The sequence below is a fragment of the Streptomyces sp. NPDC101393 genome (assembly GCF_044767385.1).
Classification (GTDB): domain Bacteria; phylum Actinomycetota; class Actinomycetes; order Streptomycetales; family Streptomycetaceae; genus Streptomyces.
In genome coordinates this window covers 743624-763930 of the sequence record NZ_JBIWNU010000002.1, presented here as the reverse complement: position 1 = coordinate 763930, position 20307 = coordinate 743624, and the positions used below count along the sequence as shown (strand labels likewise).

The following is a 20307-nucleotide window of genomic DNA, read 5'->3' as shown; positions in this document are numbered from 1 at the left end:
TCTCAGGGGGTCCGTCCGGCCACCGCCACGGCGCCCTCGGGGGCGCGGTCGGCCCCTTCCATGGCGGTACGGGCGAGGGTGCCGGCGAAGGCGGTCACCAGGGTGGAGTGGTAGCAGGCGGTGAAGGCCGCATCGGGGTCCTCGGGGCCGGGCGCGACGCCGGTCTCCGGCACGCTGCCGTCGGCGGCCTGCGCGCCGGCCAGCCGCTGCCAGACCACGGGGTCGTACGGGGCCTTCGGCAGGCAGGCCGTGACGGCCAGCAACTCGCCGACGAGGTCCCACAGTTCTTCCTCCAGCCAGGTGTCCAGCCAGGAGGGAAGCCAGAGCCGCAGATAGGCGGCGAGTTCGGCGGGCAGCTGCCGCCGGGCGCGGCCCCAGTCGGTGAGGTGGAAGACGTCGTGGGTGATGCCGTAGGCCGATCTGCGGTCCAGCGCCCAGGGCTCGGGCATCCGGCCGAGTCCGGTCTGCGCCAGGACGGCGTCGAAATCGGCGTGCCGGGTGAGCCCGATGCGCCGTTCGGCGTTGAGCACCCCGAGCGTGCGGGTGTGGTCCTCGCGCGCCACCCGCCAGCTGCGCAGCCCCGTCGTCGCCGCCACCAGCGCGTCCACGGCGGGGTGCCGCAGTCCGGCCTGGGCGAAGACGCCGTAGAGCTCCACCGGGTAGGTCGCGTGCGGTTCGCGGCGGATCAGCTCCGCGAAGAGCTCCCCCTCGCGGGTCTCGCGCCAGGCGAAGTCGAAGAGGCCGTCCGCGGTGTCGCGGATGCCGGTCAGGGGGTGCGAGGTGCCGATGAGGCGGGTGAGTTCGGCGAGTTCGCCGAGGGGCTTGAGGGTGAGGTTGGGGTCGGCGTCGGTGGTCACGTTCGCGGGCAGCCGGAAGCGGTCGCGGGCGCCCGCCAGCCACCCCAGGCTGTCGCCGACCATCCGGTCGAGCAGCCCGGGGTCTCCCCGGCGGCCGGTCACCGACCCCGTCCGTAGAAGCTCCGGGCGGCCGCGACGTGCAGCGTGACCCGGGCGTCGCCGCCGCTCATCTGCCGGACGAACGCGAGCCCGGCGTCGAGGCCGAGGGTCGGCGGCACCTGCGGCAGCCGGGCCAGCCACCGGCCCAGGCCGGCCGCCTGCAGCCAGTCACGGCGGCGTACGGCGCGGACGAAGCCGCGGGCGAGGTCGTCGGTGCGGGCCGCCAGTGCGTCGGCGAGCCCCGGCGCCAGCCCGGGGAGGGCGAGGGCGGCCAGTTGTGACGCCCTGTGAGCAAGTTTTGGCCATGGATCGTTGTCGATCCAGACGGCCCCGGCCTCGGGCGGCCGTGGCCAACGGCCCGCGCCACCGGGAAGAAACGCATGCGAGGCCTCGACCAGACCCCGGTAACTCCACACCGACACCTCGGAGGCGTCGGCGCCTGGGGGATAGGCCGCGAGGGCCTCCCTGACCACCGTCTCATCGTCCTCGCCACCGGGGGCCGCCCGGTGGTCGAGCGCGTACGGTGCGAGCGCGTCGGCGCCCAGCACCCGGATCGCGGCAAGCGACAGGGCGTCACCCTGCCGCAGGATGCGGGACAGCGCATAAGGGTCGCCCTCACCCCGTAGGGCGAGGGCGACCCCGGTTGCGGCATCAGCGACCACAGCGCTCAGCGGGACTGCTCCCTGCGCCTGCTCAGCCAACGCATGCCCCTTATCGGACGTCCGTCTTCGGGCGGGGTGTGGGGGGCGAGATGAGCAGCAGCGCGGCGAGCAGCAGCCCCGCTCCGCACTCGCGGGTGTCGGTGAAGACGGCGTCGGGCTCGGCGCAGTCCAGCAGTCCCTCGACCTCGGTGGCCAGCGCGGCCGTTTCGACCGAGGCTGTGCGATCCGTAACCATGCGATCAACTCCTTCTCTGGCTGGGGTCCCAGCGTTACATCAGCCTTTATCGGTCGCAAACGGTAGAAACCGGACCAGCGGTATGTCCCGTGACGGTCATTGAGCGTGCGACAGGCCGCCGGAGCGCTCAACTCGACTGCGCCGAACGGCCGTTGGCGCTCGACCGACGCGCCGTCCGCGGGGGGAGGGGGCCGCGGGGCCAAGGAGCGGCCGTGTCACCCCGTTGCGGGCGATCGGCCCGGCCCCCGTGCAGGCACCGCCCGGCCCCCGGCGACATCCCGGCCGGACCCGGCGCCAGGGGGACCTCGTAACCCGGTTGGCCCACGTGCCGCCCCGCCCGGCCCTCGCCCGACCGGGACTCGGCGCCGCCGGCCGGGCCGTTGCGGGCCGGGTTCACGGGGAGGCCTCCGCGACCCCGGAGAGCCGTGCGAGGATCCAGGGATCGTGCACGACCCCTGAGGAGGACGAGAGTGTTCGCGAAGTCGCTGGGTGACGGAGCCGAGCTGCGCCCGCTGGAGCCCTGGCAGGCGGAGGAGTTCCTCGCCCACATGGACCGCGGCCGCGACTACATCGGCCGCTACGTCGGGCTGCCCGACGCCGCGGCCGACCTCGACTCCGCGCGCGGCTGGCTCCAGTCGTACGCCGACAAGACGGCCACCGACACCGGCCGCCTGTACGGCATCTGGCTCGACGGGCTCCTCGTCGGCGGCGTCCTCTTCAGGGTCTTCGACGCGCGTGACGGCAACTGCGAGGCCGGATGCTGGCTGGAGCCGGCCGCCGCCGGACGCGGTCTCGTCACCCGCGCGGCGCGCGTCATCATCGACTGGGCGATCGAGGAGCGCGGCATGCACCGCGTGGAGTGGCTGGTCTCCTCCGAGAACACCCCGAGCATCAACGTCGCCAAGCGGCTCGGCATGAGCCGGGACGGAGTCCAGCGGCAGAGCACCCCCTACCGGGGAGTCCGCCAGGACACCGAGATCTGGTCGGTGCTCGCACCCGAGTGGCGGGCCGCCCCGGCGCCCGGCCCACTCGTCTAGAGTGCCGGGGTGCCGTCGTACAGCATTGGCCAGGCAGCGGGGCTGCTGGGTGTGAGTTCGGAGACCGTCCGCCGCTGGGCCGACGGAGGGCAGCTGCGGATGGACCGGGACGGCTCGGGCAACCGGTTGATCGACGGCCGGAGCCTGGCCGCGTTCGCCAAGGACCGGGCCGAGGGGCTGCATCCGGTGCCGGGCGAGGTCCGCACCTCCGTCCGGAACTCGTTCGCCGGGATCGTCACCGCGGTGATCCTCGACGATGTGGTGGCCCAGGTCGAGATCCAGTCCGGGCCGCACCGGCTGGTGTCGCTGGTCAGCCGGGAGGCGGTCGAAGAACTGGGCATCCGGGTCGGGGTCACCGCGACGGCCCGGGTGAAGTCGACCAATGTGCACATCGACCGCTTCGAGGACCGCAGTTGAGCCGCCCCGGCCGCGGCGCCGCGCCCTGGGCGGGCCGCCTCAGCGGCACACCAGCGCGGCGTGCAGGTCGAGCTTGTGGTCGAGCCGGGACAGATCGCGGCCGGTGAGTGCCTCGATCCGCTGGATGCGGTAGTGCACGGTGTTCACGTGCAGGTGCAGGCTCTCGGCCGTACGCGCCCAGGAGCCGTGCCGGTCGAGGAAGACCTCCAGCGTTTCGAGGAGCATGCGGTGCGAGGCGCTGCCGCCGCGCGCGAGCGGGCCGAGCACCCGGGTGCTGAAGGCCCGGCGGACATCGGCAGGCACCCCGGCGAGCAGTGAGCCGAGGGTGGTGAGCTCCTCGACATCGGTCACCCGGGCACCCTTCGGGGACTGGGCACGGGCCGCGGCGAGCGCGTAACGCGCCTGGACCAGCGCGGCGTTGAGCCCGCCGGCGGTGGGTGCGAGGGCGCTGGCCCCGGCGTGCAGCGGTACCTCGGGACGGCAGCCGTGCAGGGCGGGCCACAGCTCGTCGAGCGGGCACCCCTCGGCGGCGGGATCCGCACGGACGACGGCCACCGCCTCGCCGCCGGGGAGCCGCCCGGCCGCGAACGGCTCGCCGGGGGAGTGCCGCAGCGCCTCCACCAGCGCCGCCACCGCCCGGTCGCCCTCCTCGCCGTCGCCGCCGCCGGCCGTGGCGACCACCACGCGGTACGGCCCGGTGGCGGGCAGCCCGCAGGAATGCAGCGCCGCCTCCAGCGCGGTGCCGTCGGCCGGCGTGGCGTCGGTCAGGGCCATCAGCGCGTCGGCCGCCCGGCGCCGGGCGGCCTGGCTGCGGTCGGTGAGATGGCGGTACTGGGCGATCACATCCGCGATTTCGTGCAGCACGCGGGGCGGGGCGTCGGCCGCACCCCGCAGATGCAGATGCCAGCTGTCGTACGGGTCGGAGTCCCCGTCGATCCGCAGCGTCGAACCGATCCCGGACTTCAGGTCCTCGGCGGCCCGGTGGGCCGGCAGCGGCGGAGCGGACGAGGTCCGGGCGATGGTCCGCCCGGTCGCGGTCAGCACATAACAGGCGGGGCCGCCGAGATGCGCGGACGCCCGGTCCAGCAGGGCATCCGGCGGGGCGCCCCCGGCGAGCAGACCGGCCAGCTCCGTACGGACGTTCTCCGGCAGTGCGTAATGGTCGGTGGGGCGCCGGCTCAGGTCTCCCCACTGGCGCAGATACACCGCCTCCGTGATGGCCCGGAAGGTGGTGTGGGCGGGCACCGCGACCAGCACGATGCCGTGCTCCCGGCAGGAGTCCACCAGCACGGCGGGCACCTCGCCATGGGTCTCCTCGCCGGCCAGCAGCGCCGTCGCCCCGGCGGCGCGCAGCGCCGCCACGAAGTGGTCGGCCTTCGCGCGGCCGTCCCCTGCGGCCCACCACACCAGGCCGCTGAGCACCAGCTCGCCCGGCTGCAGGAACCGGGCCGGGTCCTCCAGGTCGGTGGCGGTGACCCCGCTGACCTCTTGGGTGAGCAGCGGGCGGTCGCCCCACAGCAGGGTCAGATCGAGCGAATCGAGCTGGAGAAGATCTTCGACGTGCATGGGCTGGCTCCTTGGGCGGCTGCCGGACGCGGAGCCCGGCATCTCACATTCACGAGGCTAATGCGAGTACGGGCATCGTAAATGCCAGGAGATCCGACCGAGAACCCCTTCGGTTGATCCTCCAGTTCCGGGGGCCGGCGCTGGTGTTTTCCGGGTGGCGCACCAGTCGTGCGGCCGCCGCGCGAGCGTGATGAACGCGATGCAGGGCGTGGCAGGTGGAGGGCGCCGACGCCCAGGCGCCCGGCGCCACCCGCTTCGAAGCGGCGCGGCTCGACGAGCGCGGCGAGGGGCCGGGCGCCGCCTGACCCCGGCATCCGTCACTCGCCGCCGGCCGGCGTCCCGTACTTGCCGGTAGACCGTACATGCTGGCCATGTGGCCCATATCTCCTCACGCAAGCGAGGTAAAGATGCGAAAGGGGCTTGCATTTGTGATTCATCCGACGACCGGTCGGGCATCACAGAGAGGCAGCCGCCGCGCGGACCGTCTTGAGGGGGACACCGATGAGCCGAATCGGCACGCCGACCCGCACCGCCGCCGTAGACCCCGCGTCGCCCGACCGGCCCGACGGCCCGTGCCGCCTGCTGATCAGCGGTCGGCTGCTCCGCCCGGCGGCGCTGACCGTCGCCGATCTCCGCGACCGCTGGGAACAGCACCACGCGGAGGTGATCTTCGACTGCGCCACGAACGGACCCCAGCACCACACCTTCGACGGCCCGTTGCTGCGGGACGTCATGGAGGACGCGGGTCCGGCGTTCGATGCCCGGCGACGCAAGGACCGGGCCCGTTTCCTGCTGACCGTCACGGGCGGGGACGGGCATCACGCGGTGCTGTCCTGGGCGGAGATCGACGCCGACTTCGGCAATGCGCCGATGCTGCTGGCCACGGCCATGGACGGCCGGCCGCTGGACGCCGAGGGCAGCCAGCTGGTGGTTCCCTCGGACCGCTGCGGGGCGCGCTACATCAGCGCCATCCGCGGCATCCGGGTGGGGAGTTGCGAGGAACCCGACGGCCGGTGACAGGCCTCCCGCCCGGCTCCGGCCGCCCCGCTCAGACGGTCGCCAGTGAGATCTCCGTCGACTTGATCAGCGCGGTGACCGTGGCGCCCGGGGCGAGGCCCAGGTCGGCGACCGCGTCCTTGGTGATGGCGGCGGTCAGCTCGCCCCCGGCGACGGTGACCTTCACCCCGGCCATCGCGCCGCCGGTGGTGACCTCGGTGACGGTCCCGGGGATCTGGTTGCGGATGCTCAGCCCCGTGGTCGCGGCGGTCGCGAGGGCGACCTCGGTGGACTTGACCAGTGCGCGCACCGCCGAACCCGCCTCGATACCCAGCTCCTTGACCGCTTCGAGGGTGATCGCGGCGGTGATCTCCTGACCGCCCTCCAGGCGGACCTTGACGGTCGCCATCACTTCGCCGGGGGTGACGGAGATGACGGTTCCGGCGATCTGATTACGGATGCTCAGGCTCATGGCGGGCGCCTCAAGTATGAAGAGAGTGGGGGAATGCGGGCTATTTCCGTGCTTATTCCGCACCTTAGCCAACCTTGCCGTCGTCGTCCGGGCGCGCAATGCGGACGCGGGGGAGACGGGTGAATTCGCCCGGCGGAAGAGCGGCGGCGGAAGAAAGATGGCGCATTCCGGGAGTGAGGGGGCCGATTGCTGCACCAGGTCCGCCGGTCCGGCCATTGGTCATTCGTCCCATATCCCTGGCGTCTGCTATGGAGATTCGCCATATGAATTGCAAATGCCAGCCCCACGCGCATATCTTGTCGCACATGCAGTCCTACACGATTGGCCAGGCGGCGCGTCTGCTGGGTGTCAGCCCCGACACCGCCCGCCGCTGGGCGGACGCCGGCAAGGTCGCGACCCACCGCGACGACAGCGGCCGTCGCCTGATCGACGGGCGTGATCTGGCCGCGTTCTCCATCGAGGTCGGCCAGCACGGCGGCGAGGATGACGCCTCGTACACCTCCGCCCGCAATGCCTTCCCGGGCATCGTCACCGCCGTGAAGCTCGGCGATGTGGCGGCCCAGGTCGAGATCCAGGCCGGCCCCCACCGCCTGGTCTCCCTGCTGACCAGGGAAGCGGTCGAGGAACTCGGCCTGGAGGTCGGCATGCAGGCGACCGCCCGCGTGAAATCCACCAGCGTGCACATCGACCGCACCTGAGCGGACCGGCTGCGGAACCGCCCGACCGGCACCCCCGCACCCGTAGCTCGCCCTCGCCCCCCGTTGTCCCGTCCAGCGGCGTCGCCGTCCCCGGCGCGGCTTGTCCCCATCCGCTGGGGCGACATCCGTCGTCCCGCGCTTCAAGGAGTTCCGCCTCATGCCGATGTCGCTCCCTCTCACCCAGCGCCGCACCGCCGCCGCGCTCGTCACCGCCGCCCTCCTGGTCCCGCTCGCTGCCTGCGGCAGCAACGACGACGCCAAGAAGGACGGTGCCGCCGCCCCCAAGGTCAATCTCACCGTGCTGGCGGCCTCGTCGCTGACCGACGTGTTCAAGAAGGCCGGCGCCGCCTACGAGAAGGAACACCCGGGCACCCAGGTGCACTTCTCCTTCGCCGGCTCGCAGGAACTCGCCGCACAGGTCAAGCAGGGCGCCCCCGCCGACGCGCTGGTCACCGCCGACACCAAGACCATGGACGGGCTCAAGGCGGACACCGGCACACCGACCGTCATCGCCAAGAACCGGCTGGTCATCGCCACCGGCGAGGGCAACCCCAAGAAGATCGACAACCTCAAGGCGCTCACCGGCAGCAAGCTGAAGGTGGTGCTCGCCGCCGCCGAGGTGCCCGTCGGCCGCTACAGCAAGCTGGTCCTGGACGCCCAGAAGCTCGCCGTCAAGCCGGTCTCGCAGGAGCCCAACGTCCGCGCCGTCCTCAGCAAGGTCGAGCTGGGCGAGGCCGACGCGGGCATCGTCTACAAGACCGATGCCGCCACCGCCCCGGACAAGGTCGACGCGGTCGACATTCCCGACGCCCAGAATGCCGTCGCCTCCTACCCTGCGGCGACCCTCAAGACGTCGAAGAACAGCAAGGCGTCGGCCGCCTTCGTGAAGTGGCTGAGCACGCCCGAGGCGCAGAAGCTCCTTCAGCAGGCGGGCTTCCAGAAGCCGTAATCCTCCAGGTGAGACGCACGGGACCGTCCGGCTCGGGGGAGCGGACGGCCTCGTGCGCCGGCATCCGGCCGGCCCGACCGCTCCGATCCCGGGAACCCCGATGAGACGCCTCCGCACCCGTGCGCCCGGCACCCGCACCCCCGTCGCGCTGGCCCTGCCCGCGCTGCTCGCCATCGCGTTCCTGCTGATGCCCCTGCTCGGCATCCTGGCCCGCACCAGCTGGAGCGAACTGGGCACCCATCTGACGGCCCCGGAGGTCACCGAGGCGCTCAAGCTCTCGCTGCTGGTGTCCTTCTGGGCGCTGGGCCTCTCGCTGCTCCTGGGCGTGCCGCTGGCCTGGCTGCTCGCCCGGGTCAGCTTCCCCGGCAAGACGCTGGTCCGCTCGCTGGTCCTGCTGCCGATGGTGCTGCCGCCGACCGTCGGCGGTGTCGCCCTGCTTCTCGGCTTCGGCCGCCGCGGCCTGCTCGGCCCGTGGCTGGAAGACACCTTCGGCCTGACGCTGCCCTTCCACACCTCGGGCGCGGTGGTCGCGGCCACCTTCGTCGCCATGCCGTTCCTCGTCATCAGCCTGGAGGGCACCCTCGCCGGACTGCGCCCCAGTTACGAGGAGACGGCGGCATCTCTGGGGGCCTCGCCCGTACGCGTCTTCTTCACCGTCACCCTGCCCATGGTCGCGCCCGGCCTCGCCGCCGGCGCCGCCCTGACCTGGGCCCGTGCGCTCGGCGAATTCGGCGCCACCATCACCTTCGCCGGCAATCTCCCCGGCGCCACCCAGACCCTGCCGCTCCAGGTCTACCTGCTGCTCCAGGACTCCCCGGAAGCCGCCACCTCCGTCTCGCTGCTGCTGCTCGCGATCGCCATGGCCGTCCTCGTGGCCCTGCGCGGTCGCTGGACCGGCGCCGCCGCCGGGCGCACCGACCGCCCCGCCCGCTCCTCCGACGACGGTACGGACCTCTCGCCCCCGGACGCCCCCGGCGACACCGTGCCCGAGCGCGCCGCCGCTTCCCAGGAACGCTGGCCGCTGCACGCCGACGTCACCGGCTTCAACCAGCTGACGCTGGACGCCGATCCGGGCACCACCATCGCCGTCGTCGGTCCCAACGGCGCCGGCAAGACGACCCTGCTGCGCGCCCTCCTCGGCCTCACCCCGCGCGCCCGCGCGGAACTGCGCCTCGGCGACACCGACGTCACCGCGCTGCCCCCGCACCGCCGCGGCGTCGCCTGGGTCCCGCAGGACGGAGCGCTCTTCCCGCATCTCAGCGCGCTGGCCAACACCGCCTACGGGCTGCGCGCCCACGGGGTGGCGCGCGGCGAGGCGCGCCGCGCGGCGCAGCAGTGGCTCAACAGGCTCGGCGTCGGGGCGCTCGCGGGCCGCAAGCCGGCCCAGCTCTCCGGTGGTCAGGCCCAACGTGTCGCGCTGGCACGGGCGTTGGCGGCCCGGCCGCGGCTGCTGCTCCTCGACGAACCACTGGCCGCCCTCGACCAGACCACCCGCGCCCATGTCCGGCACACCCTGCGCGGCCATCTCGCGGGCTTCGGCGGCGTCTGCCTCATCGTCACCCATGACCCCGTCGAGGCGGTCTCCCTCGCCGACCGGGTGCTGGTCCTCGACGGCGGCCGTACGCTCCAGGACGCCCCGCCGGCCGAGGTCACCCGCCATCCCCGCTCACCGTGGGTGGCCCGGATGCTCGGGCGCAACGCCTGGCCCGGCACCGCCACCGGCGACGGTCTCGACCTCACCGACGGCGGCCGGCTCGTGGTGGCCGACCGGCTCCCGGACGGCGAGCGGGCGCTGGCGATCATCGCGCCCGAGGCCGTGTCCGTACACATCGAGCGGCCCGCGGGCAGCCCGCGCAACGTCTGGCCGGGCACCGTCCGGGAGATCACCTCGGCCGGCAGCCGGCTGCGCATCCTGATCACCTCGGACGAGGCCCCCGACCTCGTCGCGGAGGTCACCCCGCAGGCCGCCCTCGAACTCGGCCTCGCCGACGGGGTGTCCGTCTGGACCAGCGTCAAGGCCACCGAGGTCTCTCTCGTGACCCTCTGACGTCGCCGTCTGAAGTCACCCCGGCCGGCCGGTCAGGAACCGGCCGGCGGTCCGGTCCGGGCTCCCGGTCAGCGGGTCCGCCGGCCGTCTTGTCAGTGCGGTGTCGTCGCCGGCTCCAGCACGAAGACCGGGATCTGACGGTCCGTCTTCGCCTGGTAGTCGGCGTAGTCGGGGTAGGCCGCGACCGCGCGGTCCCACCACACGGCCTTCTCCTCGCCGGTGACCTCGCGGGCCGTCATGTCCTGCCGCACCGGGCCGTCCTGGAGCTCCACCCGGGGGTCGGCGACGATGTTGTGATACCAGACCGGATGCTGCGGTGCGCCGCCCAGGGAGGCGACCGCGGCATAGCTGCCCTCGTGCTCCACCCGCATCAGCGGGCTCTTGCGGATCTTCCCGCTCCGCGCGCCTCTGGTCGTGAGGACGATGACCGGCATATCGCGCATCGTCGTCCCCTCCTTGCCCCCGGAGCCTTCGTACAGCTCGACCTGATCGCGTACCCACTGCGTCGGGCTCGGCTCGTACTCACCCTGAAGAGGCATGCTGCGCGTCCCATCGTCGAAGTGTCGTGTCGCATCAAGGCCGTGGCCGGTCGCGCCGCCCATGGCCTTCCTGACCTTCGCTCAATAACCGGAGCCGGCGCAATCATCCCGGCCCCGGCGCGCCTCGGTCGTGTCGGAGCCGGGCCACGGGGCGGCCGGCATCGTCGGCGTCCGGCGCATACCGGATGCACCCGCACCGCCGCCGCCCCCACCGCCGACGACGCCCGGCCCCGTGGCCAGGACGAACCTGTCCACGGGGCCGGGCGCGCGCGTCGTCAGGACACCAGCTCCGCCGATGGCCGGCTGCGGCGGTGCTGCTCGGCCCAGTTCGTCAGAGCCGCGCCGCACGCGTGGTCGAGATGGCGCAGACCGCTGAGGTCGAGATCGACGTCCCGGTCGGCGGGCAGCGCCTCCAGCTGGTCGAGCAGTTTCGGCAGCCGCAGGAACGTGGCGTTGCCGACGGCACGTACCTTCACCGGACCGTCGCCGTCCGGGAACTCCACGTCGAGGTGCACATGGGAGATCTCCCAGGCGGTCTTGGCGACCGCCATCAGGAGGCCGATGAGCACACCCTCGAACATGCTGATCGCCACGATGGACAGCGCGGTGACAATCAACACCACGGCCTCGCCCCGGTGTTCGCGCCACAGCGGCGGCAGCTCACGCAGCGGGATCAGCTTCCAGCCCGCATGCACCAATACGCCCGCCAGCGCGGCCACCGGCACCACACCGAGCGCCGCCGGGAACGCCGCGGCGAAGAGCAGCAGCCAACCACCGTGCAGGACCCGCGAGACCTTGGTCCTGGCGCCCGCCTGCACATTGGCGGCGCTGCGCACGATGACCGCGGTCATCGGCAGCGCACCGAGCAGCCCGCAGACCGTGTTGCCCGCGCCCTGCGCCATCAGCTCCTTGTCGTAGTCGGTACGGGGTCCGTCGTGCAGGCGGTCGACCGCTGCGGCGCTGAAGAGCGACTCGGCGGAGGCGATCAGCGCGAAGGCGAGGACCGTGCCGAGCACACCTATCTCGGTGAGCCGGCCCACATCGGCGAGGCCGGGTGGCTGGATCGCGTCGAGCAGACCGCTGACCTGGACCCGTGCGACCGGCATGTCCAGCGCCCACACCGCGATGGTGGCGAGGGCGACGGCGGCCAGCGGCGCGGGCAGCACCCGGGCGGCCCGCTTCCAGCGGGGCCAGAGCGTCAGGACGGCGATGGTGCCGGCACCGATGGCGAACGCGGCCAGCGCGGGCCCCGACCGGACGGTGCCGGCGACCAGTTGGGGCAGCCCCGCGAGGTTGGCGAGACCGCTGCCCGGGGCTTTCGCATCGGCGAGGGAGAAGAGCTGTCCGGCGATCAGCACCAGGCCGATACCGGCGAGCATGCCCTGCACCACGGCCACCGAGATGGCCCGGAACCAGCGTCCGAGCTTGAGGGCGCCCATGGCCAGTTGGAGCAGCCCGGCCGCCAGCACCAGCGCGCCCAGCGCGCCGAGCCCGTACTCCTTCACGGCTTCGTAGACGAGCACGGTCAGACCGGCGGCGGGGCCGCTGACCTGGAGGCTGCTGCCGGGCAGCAGTCCGGTGAGCAGGCCGCCGACGATGCCGGTGACCAGACCCAGCTCGGCCGGCACCCCGGAGGCCACCGCGACGCCCACACACAGCGGGACGGCGACCAGAAAGACGACGATGGAGGCGGTGAAGTCCGCCCGGACGGGGGCGAGTCGCTTCAAGAGCTGCATGCCGGCCCTCACAGGGGGAGGAACAGGTCGGAGGCGGGCTGGTGCGCGGCCACCAGGCCGGTGTGCACCTCGTAGAACCAGCCGTGCAGGTTCACCTTGCCGGTGTCCAGGCGGTCGCGTACGCAGGGGTATCCGCGCAGCCGCTCCAGCTGTTCGCGCACATGCTGCTGGACCGCGGCGGCGACCGTCGGCTCCTCGTCGTTGGGCAGTTCGTCGGACAGCTGCTGGGCGAGCCAGTCGCGTACGGCGGGCGCGCCGCCCAGGTCCTCGCCACGGCACTTCGCGCCGACGGCCCCGCAGTGCGAGTGCCCGCACACGACGATGTCGGCCACCTCCAGCACCCGCATCGCGTACTCGATGGTGGCGGCTTCCGCGCTGGCGGCCATCGTGTCGCTGTGGACGGGCACGGCGTTGCCCGCCGTCCGCAGCTCGAAGAGTTCGCCGGGCCGCGCCCCGGTGATCAGGGACGGCACGACCCGGGAGTCGGAACAGGTGATGAACAGGGCGAGCGGCGACTGACCTGCGGCGAAGCGGCCGTAGGTCTCCCGTTCTTCACGGCGCTCGGCGATGCGGGCCGTCAGGCCCCGGGCATGCTGGATGAAGGTCTCCATGAGGAGGTCTCCTGCTGATGTGGTGCCACAGCGGTCGTGGCAGGAACGTGCGAGGTGCGGTCGGGTGGGCAGGCCACACGGCCTCCCTCAGCAGCGGAAGACGCAGTGCAGCAGGGGAATGCGTTCCGGTCTGGCCACGGACGTGGTGGACTCACCCGCCGAGTACGCGCCCGGGAGGGCGGCCGGCATGGGGGTGGTCACATCGCTCCGGCACGGCGGCAGCAGTCGGCCCGGATGCTGCGGTACGCCCACGGTGGTCCGTGACGTACGGCGGTGCTGGCCGCGCTCGGCCTCGCGCTCGGAGGTGTCCTTGGTCTTCTTGTAGGTGGCGTTGACGGCTGGAGAGGGGCCGACGGGCCGGAGTGCGGCGCTGCCGGGGGACGACTGGGCCGCGGAAGCCGCGGCATCGGGAAGGGCCGACGCGCCGCCCAGCAGGAACGCGAGGATCACGGCGAGGGCGGTCAGCGGCACGCGGAACAGGCGGATGAGCGATATGCCCGGTGCGCCGTCGTCCTTCCGCATCATCGCCCTCCGAATCGGCCTGCCGGCAGGGTGGCCGCCTCCAGGGTGATCCCGGGGGGCCGGCCCAGCGGTGTGGATGCTCCACACCGGTCAACATCTCCCCACAGTGCAGCATCCAGGTTTCCGGCGTGATAACGAGAAATGACGCCATCTTGATTTGGTGGGTGCATTCGTCCCCGGCAGGGGTGAACAGCGCTCCGGCGCCGTGCGCGCGGGAGTGCGTGCCCGGTGCCGGTGGCCGCGTTCACACCTGCTCCACGGGCTCGGCCGAACCGGGCGGGACCGTGCGCCCGCGGCGGGCGGCGAGCGCGACCACGGGCACGATCGCCAGTGCGAGCACCCCGCCGGCCGCTGCCAGCGCCGGATAGCCGGCCAGGGTCACGACGGCGCCCGAGGACATCCCGCCGGCGGCGCCGGCGAGCGCGATCCCGACGTCCACCAGGCCCTGTGCCGAGGCGCGGTTGCCGGGCGGCAGCGCGTCCGTGACGAGGGCGGTGCCGCTGACCAGGCCGAAGTTCCAGCCGATGCCCAGCAGGAGCAGCGCCACGACGAGAGCGGGCAGCGAGTGCGGCGGGGCCACGGCGGCGAGCACCCCGGCGGCGAGCAGGGTCAGCCCGGATGCCGCGGCCACCCACAGCCGGCCGACGCGGTCGACCAGGGCGCCGGTGAGCGGGGACGGCAGGAACATCGCGCCCACGTGCAGGGCGATGACGAGCCCCGCCGCCTGGGTGTCATGGCCGTGTGCCCGCATGTGCACCGGCGTCATCGTCATGACCGCGATCATCACGAGCTGGGTGACGACCATGACCGTCGTGCCGGTGACGACACCTCGCCGGACGGTGCGTGCGCACCGGCGGTCGGCGTCGTGCGGGTGGCCGTCCGTCCGGGCATCGTCCGTCCCGCCGCCGTCCGTGTCGTCGCCGGTCTCCGGGCCGTTGGCCACGGCCGGTTCGCGGGCCGGCCGCAGCGGGTCCGGGCGCAGCAGACAGGCGAGGACGACCGCGGCCGCCCCGAAGGCGACGACGGCCAGCAGGAACGGCCCGGCGAGGCGGGGGATGCCCCAGCCGTGCGCCACGTCACCCGTGACGGTCACCAGGTTGGGTCCGACGACCGCGCCGAGCGTGGTCGCGAACAGCACCGTGCTCACCGCGCGGCCGCGCCGCTCCGGCGCGGCCAGATCGGCCCCCGCGTACCGCGCCATGAGGTTGGTCGAGGTGCCCGCCCCATAGATGAGCAGCGCCAGGAACAACAGGGGCACGCTGCCGAGGGCAGCGGCCAGCACCACACCGAGGCTGCCGAGGGCGCCGGCGCCGTAGCCGAGCGTGAGTCCCGGACGGCGGCCCCGGCGCTCGCAGACGCGGCCGATGCCGACGGCGCCGAGCGCGGCGCCCGCGGTGAACAGGGCGCTGGGCACACCGGCCAGCCCGGTCGAACCGAGCATCTCTTCGGCGAGCAGGGCGCCGACGGTGATCCCGGCGGCGAGTCCCGCACCGCTCAGGACCTGGGACAGCACGAGGACGGCCAGAATGCGCCGCTGCTCGGGCCGTTCGGGAGTTCCCGCGGACCCGGCGGGACCGGCGGATATCCCGTCGGTCCGGGGTGCCTTGGGTATCCCGGGTGGTGCGTGCGTGGGCGGGGCGCCGTTCCTGGCCCTCATGGTTCCTTTCCCTGCGGTATCGGTGAACTTCTGCGGTCTCTACGTCGCCGTGGGCAGCGCTTCCAGCGCTCCGATGTCCGCGAGGGACAGCCCCATCTGTGTGTGCAGGAAGCGCACGATCGTCCAGTGCGGCAGCGCGCCTTCGTCGAACGGGCCGAACTCCCTGCAGTACAACGGAATCCAGCGCAGCGCCTCTTCCAGGGCCTGTTCGCGGCCGGGCTCCTGCTGGTACGCCTCGTAGCCGATGCTGCGGTGCTCGATGAAGAAGCGCCCCGGCAGCCGTTCCTCGCACCAGGCCCGGTATTCACGGGTCTGCAGAATGAGGTAGTGCCAGATCTCGTCGATGTCCTGCTCGACCGGCAGGAAGAGGCCGCTGAGCTGGTCGCGGTGGCGGGAGACGAGATAGAGATACCGCAGACATTCGGTGACCTGGCGCTCCACGGACTCCCGCGGCGCCGCTGTCCGGCCGACGAAATACTCCACCACTTCGGCGTGCAGGGGCGCGCCGAGCAGTTCCTTGAGATCGTCGGCGGATGTCAGGGGCGCGGTGCTTTGACTGGTCACAACTCTCCTGTCCGCAACTGCGGTTCCGGGCGGCTTCATGCGTCGTTGGCGAGCCAGGCGTACTTCCCCGACTTCCCGATGGGGAGGTGCGTACGGTGATCGAGGCGGCAGCGCCGGCCGGTGAGTTCACCGACGGTGCGTTCGAGAGCGGTGGCCTGTTCGGCGGTGACGGGGCCGCCACTGAAGGTGGTGTAGGCGAGCCGCGCCTCGCCGTCACCGGCCGTCCGCAATTGATGGACGAAGACCTGCGGGGAGGCGGCGCCGACGCAGTGGTCGAGGTCGCCCTGGGAGACCGGGCCCCGAGGGGTGCTCAGCAACTCCTTTTCACGCCCGCAGAATTGGGAGATCCTGCCGGGATCGGGGGTGCCGTCCAGCGTGCGTACACAGTCTCCCGAGCGGTACCGGATCAGCGGCATGTACGGATTCCGCACGCTGGAGACGACGAGGTGGTAAATCGTGCTTCCGTCGGCGACGGGAAGCAACTCGACGCTCATCTTGTCGAGATGGGGGTGGTAGTGGCCCCGCCGGTCGCTGAAGTAGAGGTAGCCGAGTTCGGTACTGCCGAAGAGGTCGATGATCGGGCAGGTGAAGTGCTGCTGCAGAAAGCGCCGTACGTTCACCGGCGTGTATTCGTAGGCGTGGATGATGCTGGCGGGGGGCGGGAAATCGTCCCACAGCCCCCATTCGCCGACCTTGCGCAGCAGATGCGCCAGGTGGTAGCCGGAGCAGTCGAGGTGGTAGCGGCCTTGCGGGTGCGCCTGACGGGCCGTACGGATCTCGTCGAGCATCCGCACGACATCGTCCCGCTCCCACAGCGCCGGGTCGAGGCGCAGATTCAGATAGCAGGTCCGCTCGTCCAGCCACCGGTCGTCGAGTGCGGGCACAGCCTCCGGTGATGCGCCGCGCTTCTTGGCATTCACCCTGGCCACATGCTCCGTGGCCAGCACCGTGGTCAGGGACACGCGCCGGCAGCCGGCTTCCCAGGTGTCACGGATATCGGGGTGCTCGCTCCACAGCTGGTAGTAGGAATTCAGCAGGAAGTACGGGGGCCGGATGATCTGCATGCGGGCGTGGTTCGTGCCGGTGGAGAGCACGAATTCCGCCTCGCCCGCCTCCAGCGCCGCCGTCAGCCGGGGCGTCATCCAGTTGTCCGGGAAGCCGCGGGCGATCTCCGGTTTGTCGAGTACGGGGAAATGACCCCGCTCCAGCGACTCGCGGTACAGGGGAATGTCGCGTATCTGCTCGATGACCTCGGCGGTCGGCTGACCATCCATGGAAACCCTCATAGGTGCTCGGGCACTCGGGCAGGCGAATGCTCGGGGAAATGGCGCCCGCAGGCGGAAAGGGGGGCGCGGAGCCCGGGGGCGGGCCGACGGCGGATGCAATCGCCGCCGGGCCGCCCCCGGGCCGTCCGGCGGACGGTCAGGAGATACAGCCGGTCTTGGCCACGCTGATGCAGCCGGACTTGGGCGCCGCGCTGATGCAGCCTTCCTTCGTCGCCTGCTGCGCGGAGTTGGCGGCCATCCAGCCCTGCCAGACGTCGTCCTGCGCCATCTTCTTGATGAGCTGCTCCATGAGAGACCTCCGTGAATGTGGGGATGGGCGGTCATGCGGCGTTGACCTGCGGTGATGCCGCATGACCCGAAGGTAAAAGAATCCCCAAGCGAATGTCAACGAAGGGCAATGCCGCTCCGTCCGGAAACGCCCCCGGCGCGCCAACTTTGGCGGGAACCTGTCGACATGATCACAGCGGGAACCAAGTGATGAGCAGTCAGAAACGTGCGGGGATTACGCCGCCCGGCGGACTTCGAAGGAGTGGCCTGCCCGACGGCCCGTTGCCGGCGCCGGGCCGCACGGAAGTCTCACCACGAGTGCAAGTTCCTCGTTTCCGGCTACACGGGAGTCCGTTGTGCGCATTCTGCTCATCACCGGCGCGTTCAACAGCCTGACGCAGCGCGTATATGCCGAACTCACCGACAACGGCCACCACACCACCGTCGAAGTCGTCACCCGTGAGACACCGCTCCTGGCGACCGTCCGCCGGCATTCCCCCGACCTGATCGTGGCCCCCCTGCTCAAGACGGCCATTCCCCAGGAGGTGTGGTCCGCGTACACCTGCCTGATCGTGCACCCCGGCCCCCTGGGCGACCGCGGGCCCTCCTCGGTGGACTGGGCGATCCACCTCGGCGAGCCCCACTGGGGCGTGACGGTGCTCCAGGCCAACGACGAGATGGACGCCGGAGACGTCTGGGCCACCGCCGCCTGCACCGTCCCCGCGGTCGGCAAGAGCGACCTCTACCGCAACGAGATCGCGGACGCGGCGAGCGCCGCCGTCCTGCAGGCCGTCGGCCGCTTCGCCGCCGGCATCCACCGGCCGCAGCCGCAGCACACCCTGTCCGACGCCGAGAAGCCCGGCCGCCCCAGGCCGCCGCTCCGCCAGGAACAGCGGCGCATCGACTGGGCCGCGGACACCACCGGCACCGTCGTCCGCAAGCTCCGTGCCGCCGACTCCCAGCCCGGCGTACGCGACGAACTGCTCGGCGGGACATGGTTCCTGCACGGCGGCCACCCCGAGGACACGCTCACCGGCACCCCGGGCGAGCTGATCGCCACCCGCTGCGGCGCCGTCTGCCGCGCCACGGCCGACGGCGCGGTATGGATCCCCGAACTGCGGCCGCCGCGCCGGCCGGGGGAGCCCGGCACCTTCAAGCTCCCCGCGGCCCTCGCCCTGGGCGGCCTGCTGCCGCCCCTGCCCGAGGTCCCCGCCCCGCTGGACGCGGCCGCCGACGGCCCCCGCACCTGGACCGACATCCGCTACCACGAGGAGGGCCCCGCCGGATTCCTGCGCTTCTCCTTCCCCGGAGGCGCGATGAGTACGGACCACTGCCGGCGCCTGCTCACCGCATACCGGCACGCCTGCTCCCGGCCGACGTCGGTCCTGGTGCTCGGCGGCAGCCGCGACTTCTTCTCCAACGGCATCCATCTGAACGTCATCGAGGCGGCCGCCGACCCCGCCGAGGAATCCTGGGCCAACATCAACGCGATGGACGACCTGGTGCACGCCGTCCTGACGACCACCGACCGGCTGGTGGTCTCGGCACTCGCCGGCAACGCCGCGGCCGGCGGGGTGATGCTGGCCCTGGCCGCCGACGAGGTCTGGTGCCGCGCGTCCGTGGTGCTCAACCCCCACTACCGGCTGATGGGGCTGTACGGCTCGGAGTACTGGACGTACTCGCTGCCCGCCCGGACCGGCCCCGAGGTGGCCGAACAGCTCACCCGACGGGCGCTGCCCGTCACCGCGGCCACCGCCCGGCGCCTGGGGATCTGCGACCGGCTCATCGACTGCGCACCGCAGGACTTCGCCGCACGCACCGCCCTTCTCGCCGGCCGGCTCGCGTCGGCGTCCGCGAGCGGCGCCCGGATCGCCGCGAAGAAGGCCCACCGCGAACGCGCCGAGGCGCAGCGCCCGTTGGCCTCCTACCGGGAGCACGAACTCGCCCGGATGCACCAGAACTTCTTCGGCCCCGACGAGCCCTACCACGCCCTGCGGCGTGCGTTCGTCCGCAAGGAACCCCGGCAGGCCGCCTCGGCGGGCTCCCCGCCCAGCGGCCGGGCGTCGCACGGTTCGGCGCCCGCCGCGACCTGAGGCGGCGGGCCCGCGGCCGGCCCGCCGGCTCAGCCGACCGGCGCGCCCCGGCTCAGCAGCAGCGCGACATCCACCGCCGCGACGACGACCGCCGCCACGAACGGCACCTTGGGCCGGGTACGGCCGAGCAGCGCGCCGCCCACCGCCACGGCCGGTGCCGCGACGGCGGCGAGGGCCCCGGCCACCCCGGCCGGGCCCGGCCCGCCGAACGCGAGCAACCCGGTCGCCGTCACCAGCGGCACCGGCAGCAGCAGACCCGACCGCCGTGCGCCCAGCCGCTGCGGCCAGCCGCGCACCCCCGTGGCCAGGTCATCGGCGATATCCGGCAGCACATTGGCCAGATGCGCGCCGATCCCGAGCAGACCCGCGGCGGTGACGACCCACCAGGCGGGCCACGGGCGTCCCGGCGCCCCCAGCGCGACAAAGGCCGGCAGGGACGCGAACCCGACCGCGTACGGCAGCCAGGACAGCACCGTGGACTTCAGCCCGAGGTTGTACACCCAGCCCGCGGCGACACCCAGCAGATGCACCGCACCCGCCGCCGGCCCGCAGGCGAGCGACAGCGGCAGACAGAGCGTCAGGGCGCCGACGGCCGCGGTGCGTACGGATTCCGCGGTCACCGCTCCGTCCACCACCGCCTTGGTACGCCGGCCCACCGCGCGGTCGCGTGCGGCATCGACGGCGTCATTGCTCCAGCCGATCGACAACTGCCCCGCCAGTACGGCCCCCACCGTCAGCACGGTCCGCAGCGCGCTCTGCCCGGCGGCCACCGCCAGCCCGCCGACCAAAAGGGTCACCGCGGCGGTCGGCCCCGGGTGACACGCCCTCAACAGCGAGCCCGCGCCACGCAGTACGCCGCATCGCGGGCTCCGCCCCCGGACCCGGGCGCCCGGCGGTTCCGCCGCGGCCCGCCGTATCCCGGCATCCGGGCCCGGCCGCCGCTCCACGGCCTCCACATCGGGACCCTCCGGGGCATTCACGCGGCAATGGTAGGCGC

21 protein-coding genes are annotated in these 20307 nt (G+C 72.6%); 7 read left to right on the top strand and 14 right to left on the bottom strand.

Annotated features, from left to right (window positions below):
- Positions 1-2: 2 nt before the first annotated feature.
- From ACIRQ7_RS09050 to ACIRQ7_RS09040, 3 genes are read right to left on the bottom strand one after another with little or no spacing between them, the layout of a single operon-like run.
- A complete protein-coding gene (locus tag ACIRQ7_RS09050) occupies positions 3-959 on the bottom strand; it encodes a DUF6895 family protein (RefSeq protein WP_404261090.1) in 957 nt (318 codons plus the stop codon).
- Positions 956-1618, bottom strand: coding sequence for a hypothetical protein (locus tag ACIRQ7_RS09045; protein WP_404261363.1), 663 nt, complete (start codon positions 1616-1618; stop codon positions 956-958). The genes ACIRQ7_RS09050 and ACIRQ7_RS09045 overlap by 4 nt, the downstream gene beginning before the upstream one ends.
- A gap of 49 nt (positions 1619-1667) precedes the next feature.
- A complete protein-coding gene (locus tag ACIRQ7_RS09040; protein WP_401468088.1) occupies positions 1668-1853 on the bottom strand; it encodes a hypothetical protein in 186 nt (61 codons plus the stop codon).
- Positions 1854-2323: 470 nt separating this feature from the next.
- On the opposite strand from ACIRQ7_RS09040, the gene ACIRQ7_RS09035 reads away from it, so the two are divergent.
- On the top strand, positions 2324-2890 hold the full coding sequence (locus ACIRQ7_RS09035; protein ID WP_404261089.1) for a GNAT family N-acetyltransferase: 567 nt from the start codon (positions 2324-2326) through the stop codon (positions 2888-2890).
- 9 nt (positions 2891-2899) lie between these two features.
- On the top strand, positions 2900-3307 hold the full coding sequence (locus tag ACIRQ7_RS09030; RefSeq protein WP_401468094.1) for a molybdopterin-binding protein: 408 nt from the start codon (positions 2900-2902) through the stop codon (positions 3305-3307).
- A gap of 39 nt (positions 3308-3346) precedes the next feature.
- On the opposite strand, the gene ACIRQ7_RS09025 is transcribed toward ACIRQ7_RS09030, so the two are convergent.
- Positions 3347-4873, bottom strand: coding sequence for a helix-turn-helix domain-containing protein (locus ACIRQ7_RS09025; protein ID WP_404261088.1), 1527 nt, complete (start codon positions 4871-4873; stop codon positions 3347-3349).
- A gap of 501 nt (positions 4874-5374) precedes the next feature.
- Here ACIRQ7_RS09025 and ACIRQ7_RS09020 point away from each other — a divergent pair.
- A complete protein-coding gene (locus ACIRQ7_RS09020) occupies positions 5375-5890 on the top strand; it encodes a molybdopterin-dependent oxidoreductase (protein ID WP_404261087.1) in 516 nt (171 codons plus the stop codon).
- A gap of 31 nt (positions 5891-5921) precedes the next feature.
- Here ACIRQ7_RS09020 and ACIRQ7_RS09015 read toward each other — a convergent pair whose 3' ends face one another.
- Positions 5922-6341 carry a molybdopterin-binding protein gene (locus ACIRQ7_RS09015; protein ID WP_404261085.1) on the bottom strand — a complete coding sequence of 140 codons (420 nt, stop codon included), beginning with the start codon at positions 6339-6341 and terminating at the stop codon, positions 5922-5924.
- A 305-nt stretch (positions 6342-6646) separates the two neighbouring features.
- On the opposite strand from ACIRQ7_RS09015, the gene ACIRQ7_RS09010 reads away from it, so the two are divergent.
- From ACIRQ7_RS09010 to ACIRQ7_RS09000, 3 genes are all read left to right on the top strand, one after another.
- Positions 6647-7039, top strand: a complete 393-nt coding sequence (locus tag ACIRQ7_RS09010; protein ID WP_401468106.1) for a molybdopterin-binding protein — start codon at positions 6647-6649, stop codon at positions 7037-7039.
- Positions 7040-7202: 163 nt separating this feature from the next.
- The gene (modA, locus tag ACIRQ7_RS09005; protein WP_404261361.1) at positions 7203-7988 is read left to right on the top strand and encodes a molybdate ABC transporter substrate-binding protein; all 786 of its coding nucleotides are present in this window, start codon (positions 7203-7205) and stop codon (positions 7986-7988) included.
- 100 nt (positions 7989-8088) lie between these two features.
- Positions 8089-10035 carry an ABC transporter permease gene (locus ACIRQ7_RS09000; protein WP_404261084.1) on the top strand — a complete coding sequence of 649 codons (1947 nt, stop codon included), beginning with the start codon at positions 8089-8091 and terminating at the stop codon, positions 10033-10035.
- Between the two features lie 92 nt (positions 10036-10127).
- Here the strand turns inward: ACIRQ7_RS09000 and ACIRQ7_RS08995 are convergent, their stop codons facing one another.
- From ACIRQ7_RS08995 to ACIRQ7_RS08960, 8 genes are all read right to left on the bottom strand, one after another.
- Positions 10128-10574 carry a nitroreductase family deazaflavin-dependent oxidoreductase gene (locus tag ACIRQ7_RS08995; protein WP_404261082.1) on the bottom strand — a complete coding sequence of 149 codons (447 nt, stop codon included), beginning with the start codon at positions 10572-10574 and terminating at the stop codon, positions 10128-10130.
- 275 nt (positions 10575-10849) lie between these two features.
- Entirely contained in the window at positions 10850-12310 is a 1461-nt protein-coding gene (locus ACIRQ7_RS08990) for a SulP family inorganic anion transporter (protein ID WP_404261081.1), read from the bottom strand.
- Between the two features lie 8 nt (positions 12311-12318).
- Positions 12319-12921 carry a carbonic anhydrase gene (locus ACIRQ7_RS08985; RefSeq protein ID WP_404261079.1) on the bottom strand — a complete coding sequence of 201 codons (603 nt, stop codon included), beginning with the start codon at positions 12919-12921 and terminating at the stop codon, positions 12319-12321.
- Positions 12922-13008: 87 nt separating this feature from the next.
- On the bottom strand, positions 13009-13443 hold the full coding sequence (locus ACIRQ7_RS08980; RefSeq protein WP_404261078.1) for a hypothetical protein: 435 nt from the start codon (positions 13441-13443) through the stop codon (positions 13009-13011).
- Between the two features lie 244 nt (positions 13444-13687).
- Positions 13688-15100 (bottom strand): MFS transporter, encoded by a 1413-nt coding sequence (locus ACIRQ7_RS08975; protein WP_404261076.1) that lies wholly within the window; start codon positions 15098-15100, stop codon positions 13688-13690.
- Between the two features lie 39 nt (positions 15101-15139).
- Positions 15140-15664: a hypothetical protein gene (locus ACIRQ7_RS08970; RefSeq protein ID WP_404261074.1), complete on the bottom strand. Its 525-nt coding sequence runs from the start codon at positions 15662-15664 to the stop codon at positions 15140-15142.
- A gap of 35 nt (positions 15665-15699) precedes the next feature.
- Positions 15700-16938 (bottom strand): hypothetical protein, encoded by a 1239-nt coding sequence (locus tag ACIRQ7_RS08965; protein WP_404261072.1) that lies wholly within the window; start codon positions 16936-16938, stop codon positions 15700-15702.
- A 148-nt stretch (positions 16939-17086) separates the two neighbouring features.
- Positions 17087-17239: a hypothetical protein gene (locus ACIRQ7_RS08960; RefSeq protein ID WP_401468133.1), complete on the bottom strand. Its 153-nt coding sequence runs from the start codon at positions 17237-17239 to the stop codon at positions 17087-17089.
- A gap of 334 nt (positions 17240-17573) precedes the next feature.
- On the opposite strand from ACIRQ7_RS08960, the gene ACIRQ7_RS08955 reads away from it, so the two are divergent.
- Positions 17574-19310 (top strand): hydrogenase maturation protein, encoded by a 1737-nt coding sequence (locus tag ACIRQ7_RS08955; protein ID WP_404261070.1) that lies wholly within the window; start codon positions 17574-17576, stop codon positions 19308-19310.
- A 29-nt stretch (positions 19311-19339) separates the two neighbouring features.
- On the opposite strand, the gene ACIRQ7_RS08950 is transcribed toward ACIRQ7_RS08955, so the two are convergent.
- Positions 19340-20107 carry a UbiA family prenyltransferase gene (locus ACIRQ7_RS08950; RefSeq protein ID WP_404261068.1) on the bottom strand — a complete coding sequence of 256 codons (768 nt, stop codon included), beginning with the start codon at positions 20105-20107 and terminating at the stop codon, positions 19340-19342.
- Positions 20108-20307: the final 200 nt, after the last annotated feature.

Bases quoted from the DNA above. Each gene is read 5' to 3' on its own strand.
- ACIRQ7_RS08985 (WP_404261079.1), bottom strand. From the start codon at position 12,921: ATGGAGACCTTCATCCAGCATGCCCGGGGCCTGACGGCCCGCATCGCC.
- modA (WP_404261361.1), top strand. From the start codon at position 7,203: ATGTCGCTCCCTCTCACCCAGCGCCGCACCGCCGCCGCGCTCGTCACC.
- ACIRQ7_RS09015 (WP_404261085.1), bottom strand. From the start codon at position 6,341: ATGAGCCTGAGCATCCGTAATCAGATCGCCGGAACCGTCATCTCCGTC.
- ACIRQ7_RS09010 (WP_401468106.1), top strand. From the start codon at position 6,647: ATGCAGTCCTACACGATTGGCCAGGCGGCGCGTCTGCTGGGTGTCAGC.
- ACIRQ7_RS08990 (WP_404261081.1), bottom strand. From the start codon at position 12,310: ATGCAGCTCTTGAAGCGACTCGCCCCCGTCCGGGCGGACTTCACCGCC.
- ACIRQ7_RS08995 (WP_404261082.1), bottom strand. From the start codon at position 10,574: ATGCCTCTTCAGGGTGAGTACGAGCCGAGCCCGACGCAGTGGGTACGC.
- ACIRQ7_RS08980 (WP_404261078.1), bottom strand. From the start codon at position 13,443: ATGCGGAAGGACGACGGCGCACCGGGCATATCGCTCATCCGCCTGTTC.
- ACIRQ7_RS08975 (WP_404261076.1), bottom strand. From the start codon at position 15,100: ATGAGGGCCAGGAACGGCGCCCCGCCCACGCACGCACCACCCGGGATA.
- ACIRQ7_RS09020 (WP_404261087.1), top strand. From the start codon at position 5,375: ATGAGCCGAATCGGCACGCCGACCCGCACCGCCGCCGTAGACCCCGCG.
- ACIRQ7_RS08965 (WP_404261072.1), bottom strand. From the start codon at position 16,938: ATGGATGGTCAGCCGACCGCCGAGGTCATCGAGCAGATACGCGACATT.
- ACIRQ7_RS09000 (WP_404261084.1), top strand. From the start codon at position 8,089: ATGAGACGCCTCCGCACCCGTGCGCCCGGCACCCGCACCCCCGTCGCG.
- ACIRQ7_RS08960 (WP_401468133.1), bottom strand. From the start codon at position 17,239: ATGGAGCAGCTCATCAAGAAGATGGCGCAGGACGACGTCTGGCAGGGC.
- ACIRQ7_RS09025 (WP_404261088.1), bottom strand. From the start codon at position 4,873: ATGCACGTCGAAGATCTTCTCCAGCTCGATTCGCTCGATCTGACCCTG.
- ACIRQ7_RS09040 (WP_401468088.1), bottom strand. From the start codon at position 1,853: ATGGTTACGGATCGCACAGCCTCGGTCGAAACGGCCGCGCTGGCCACC.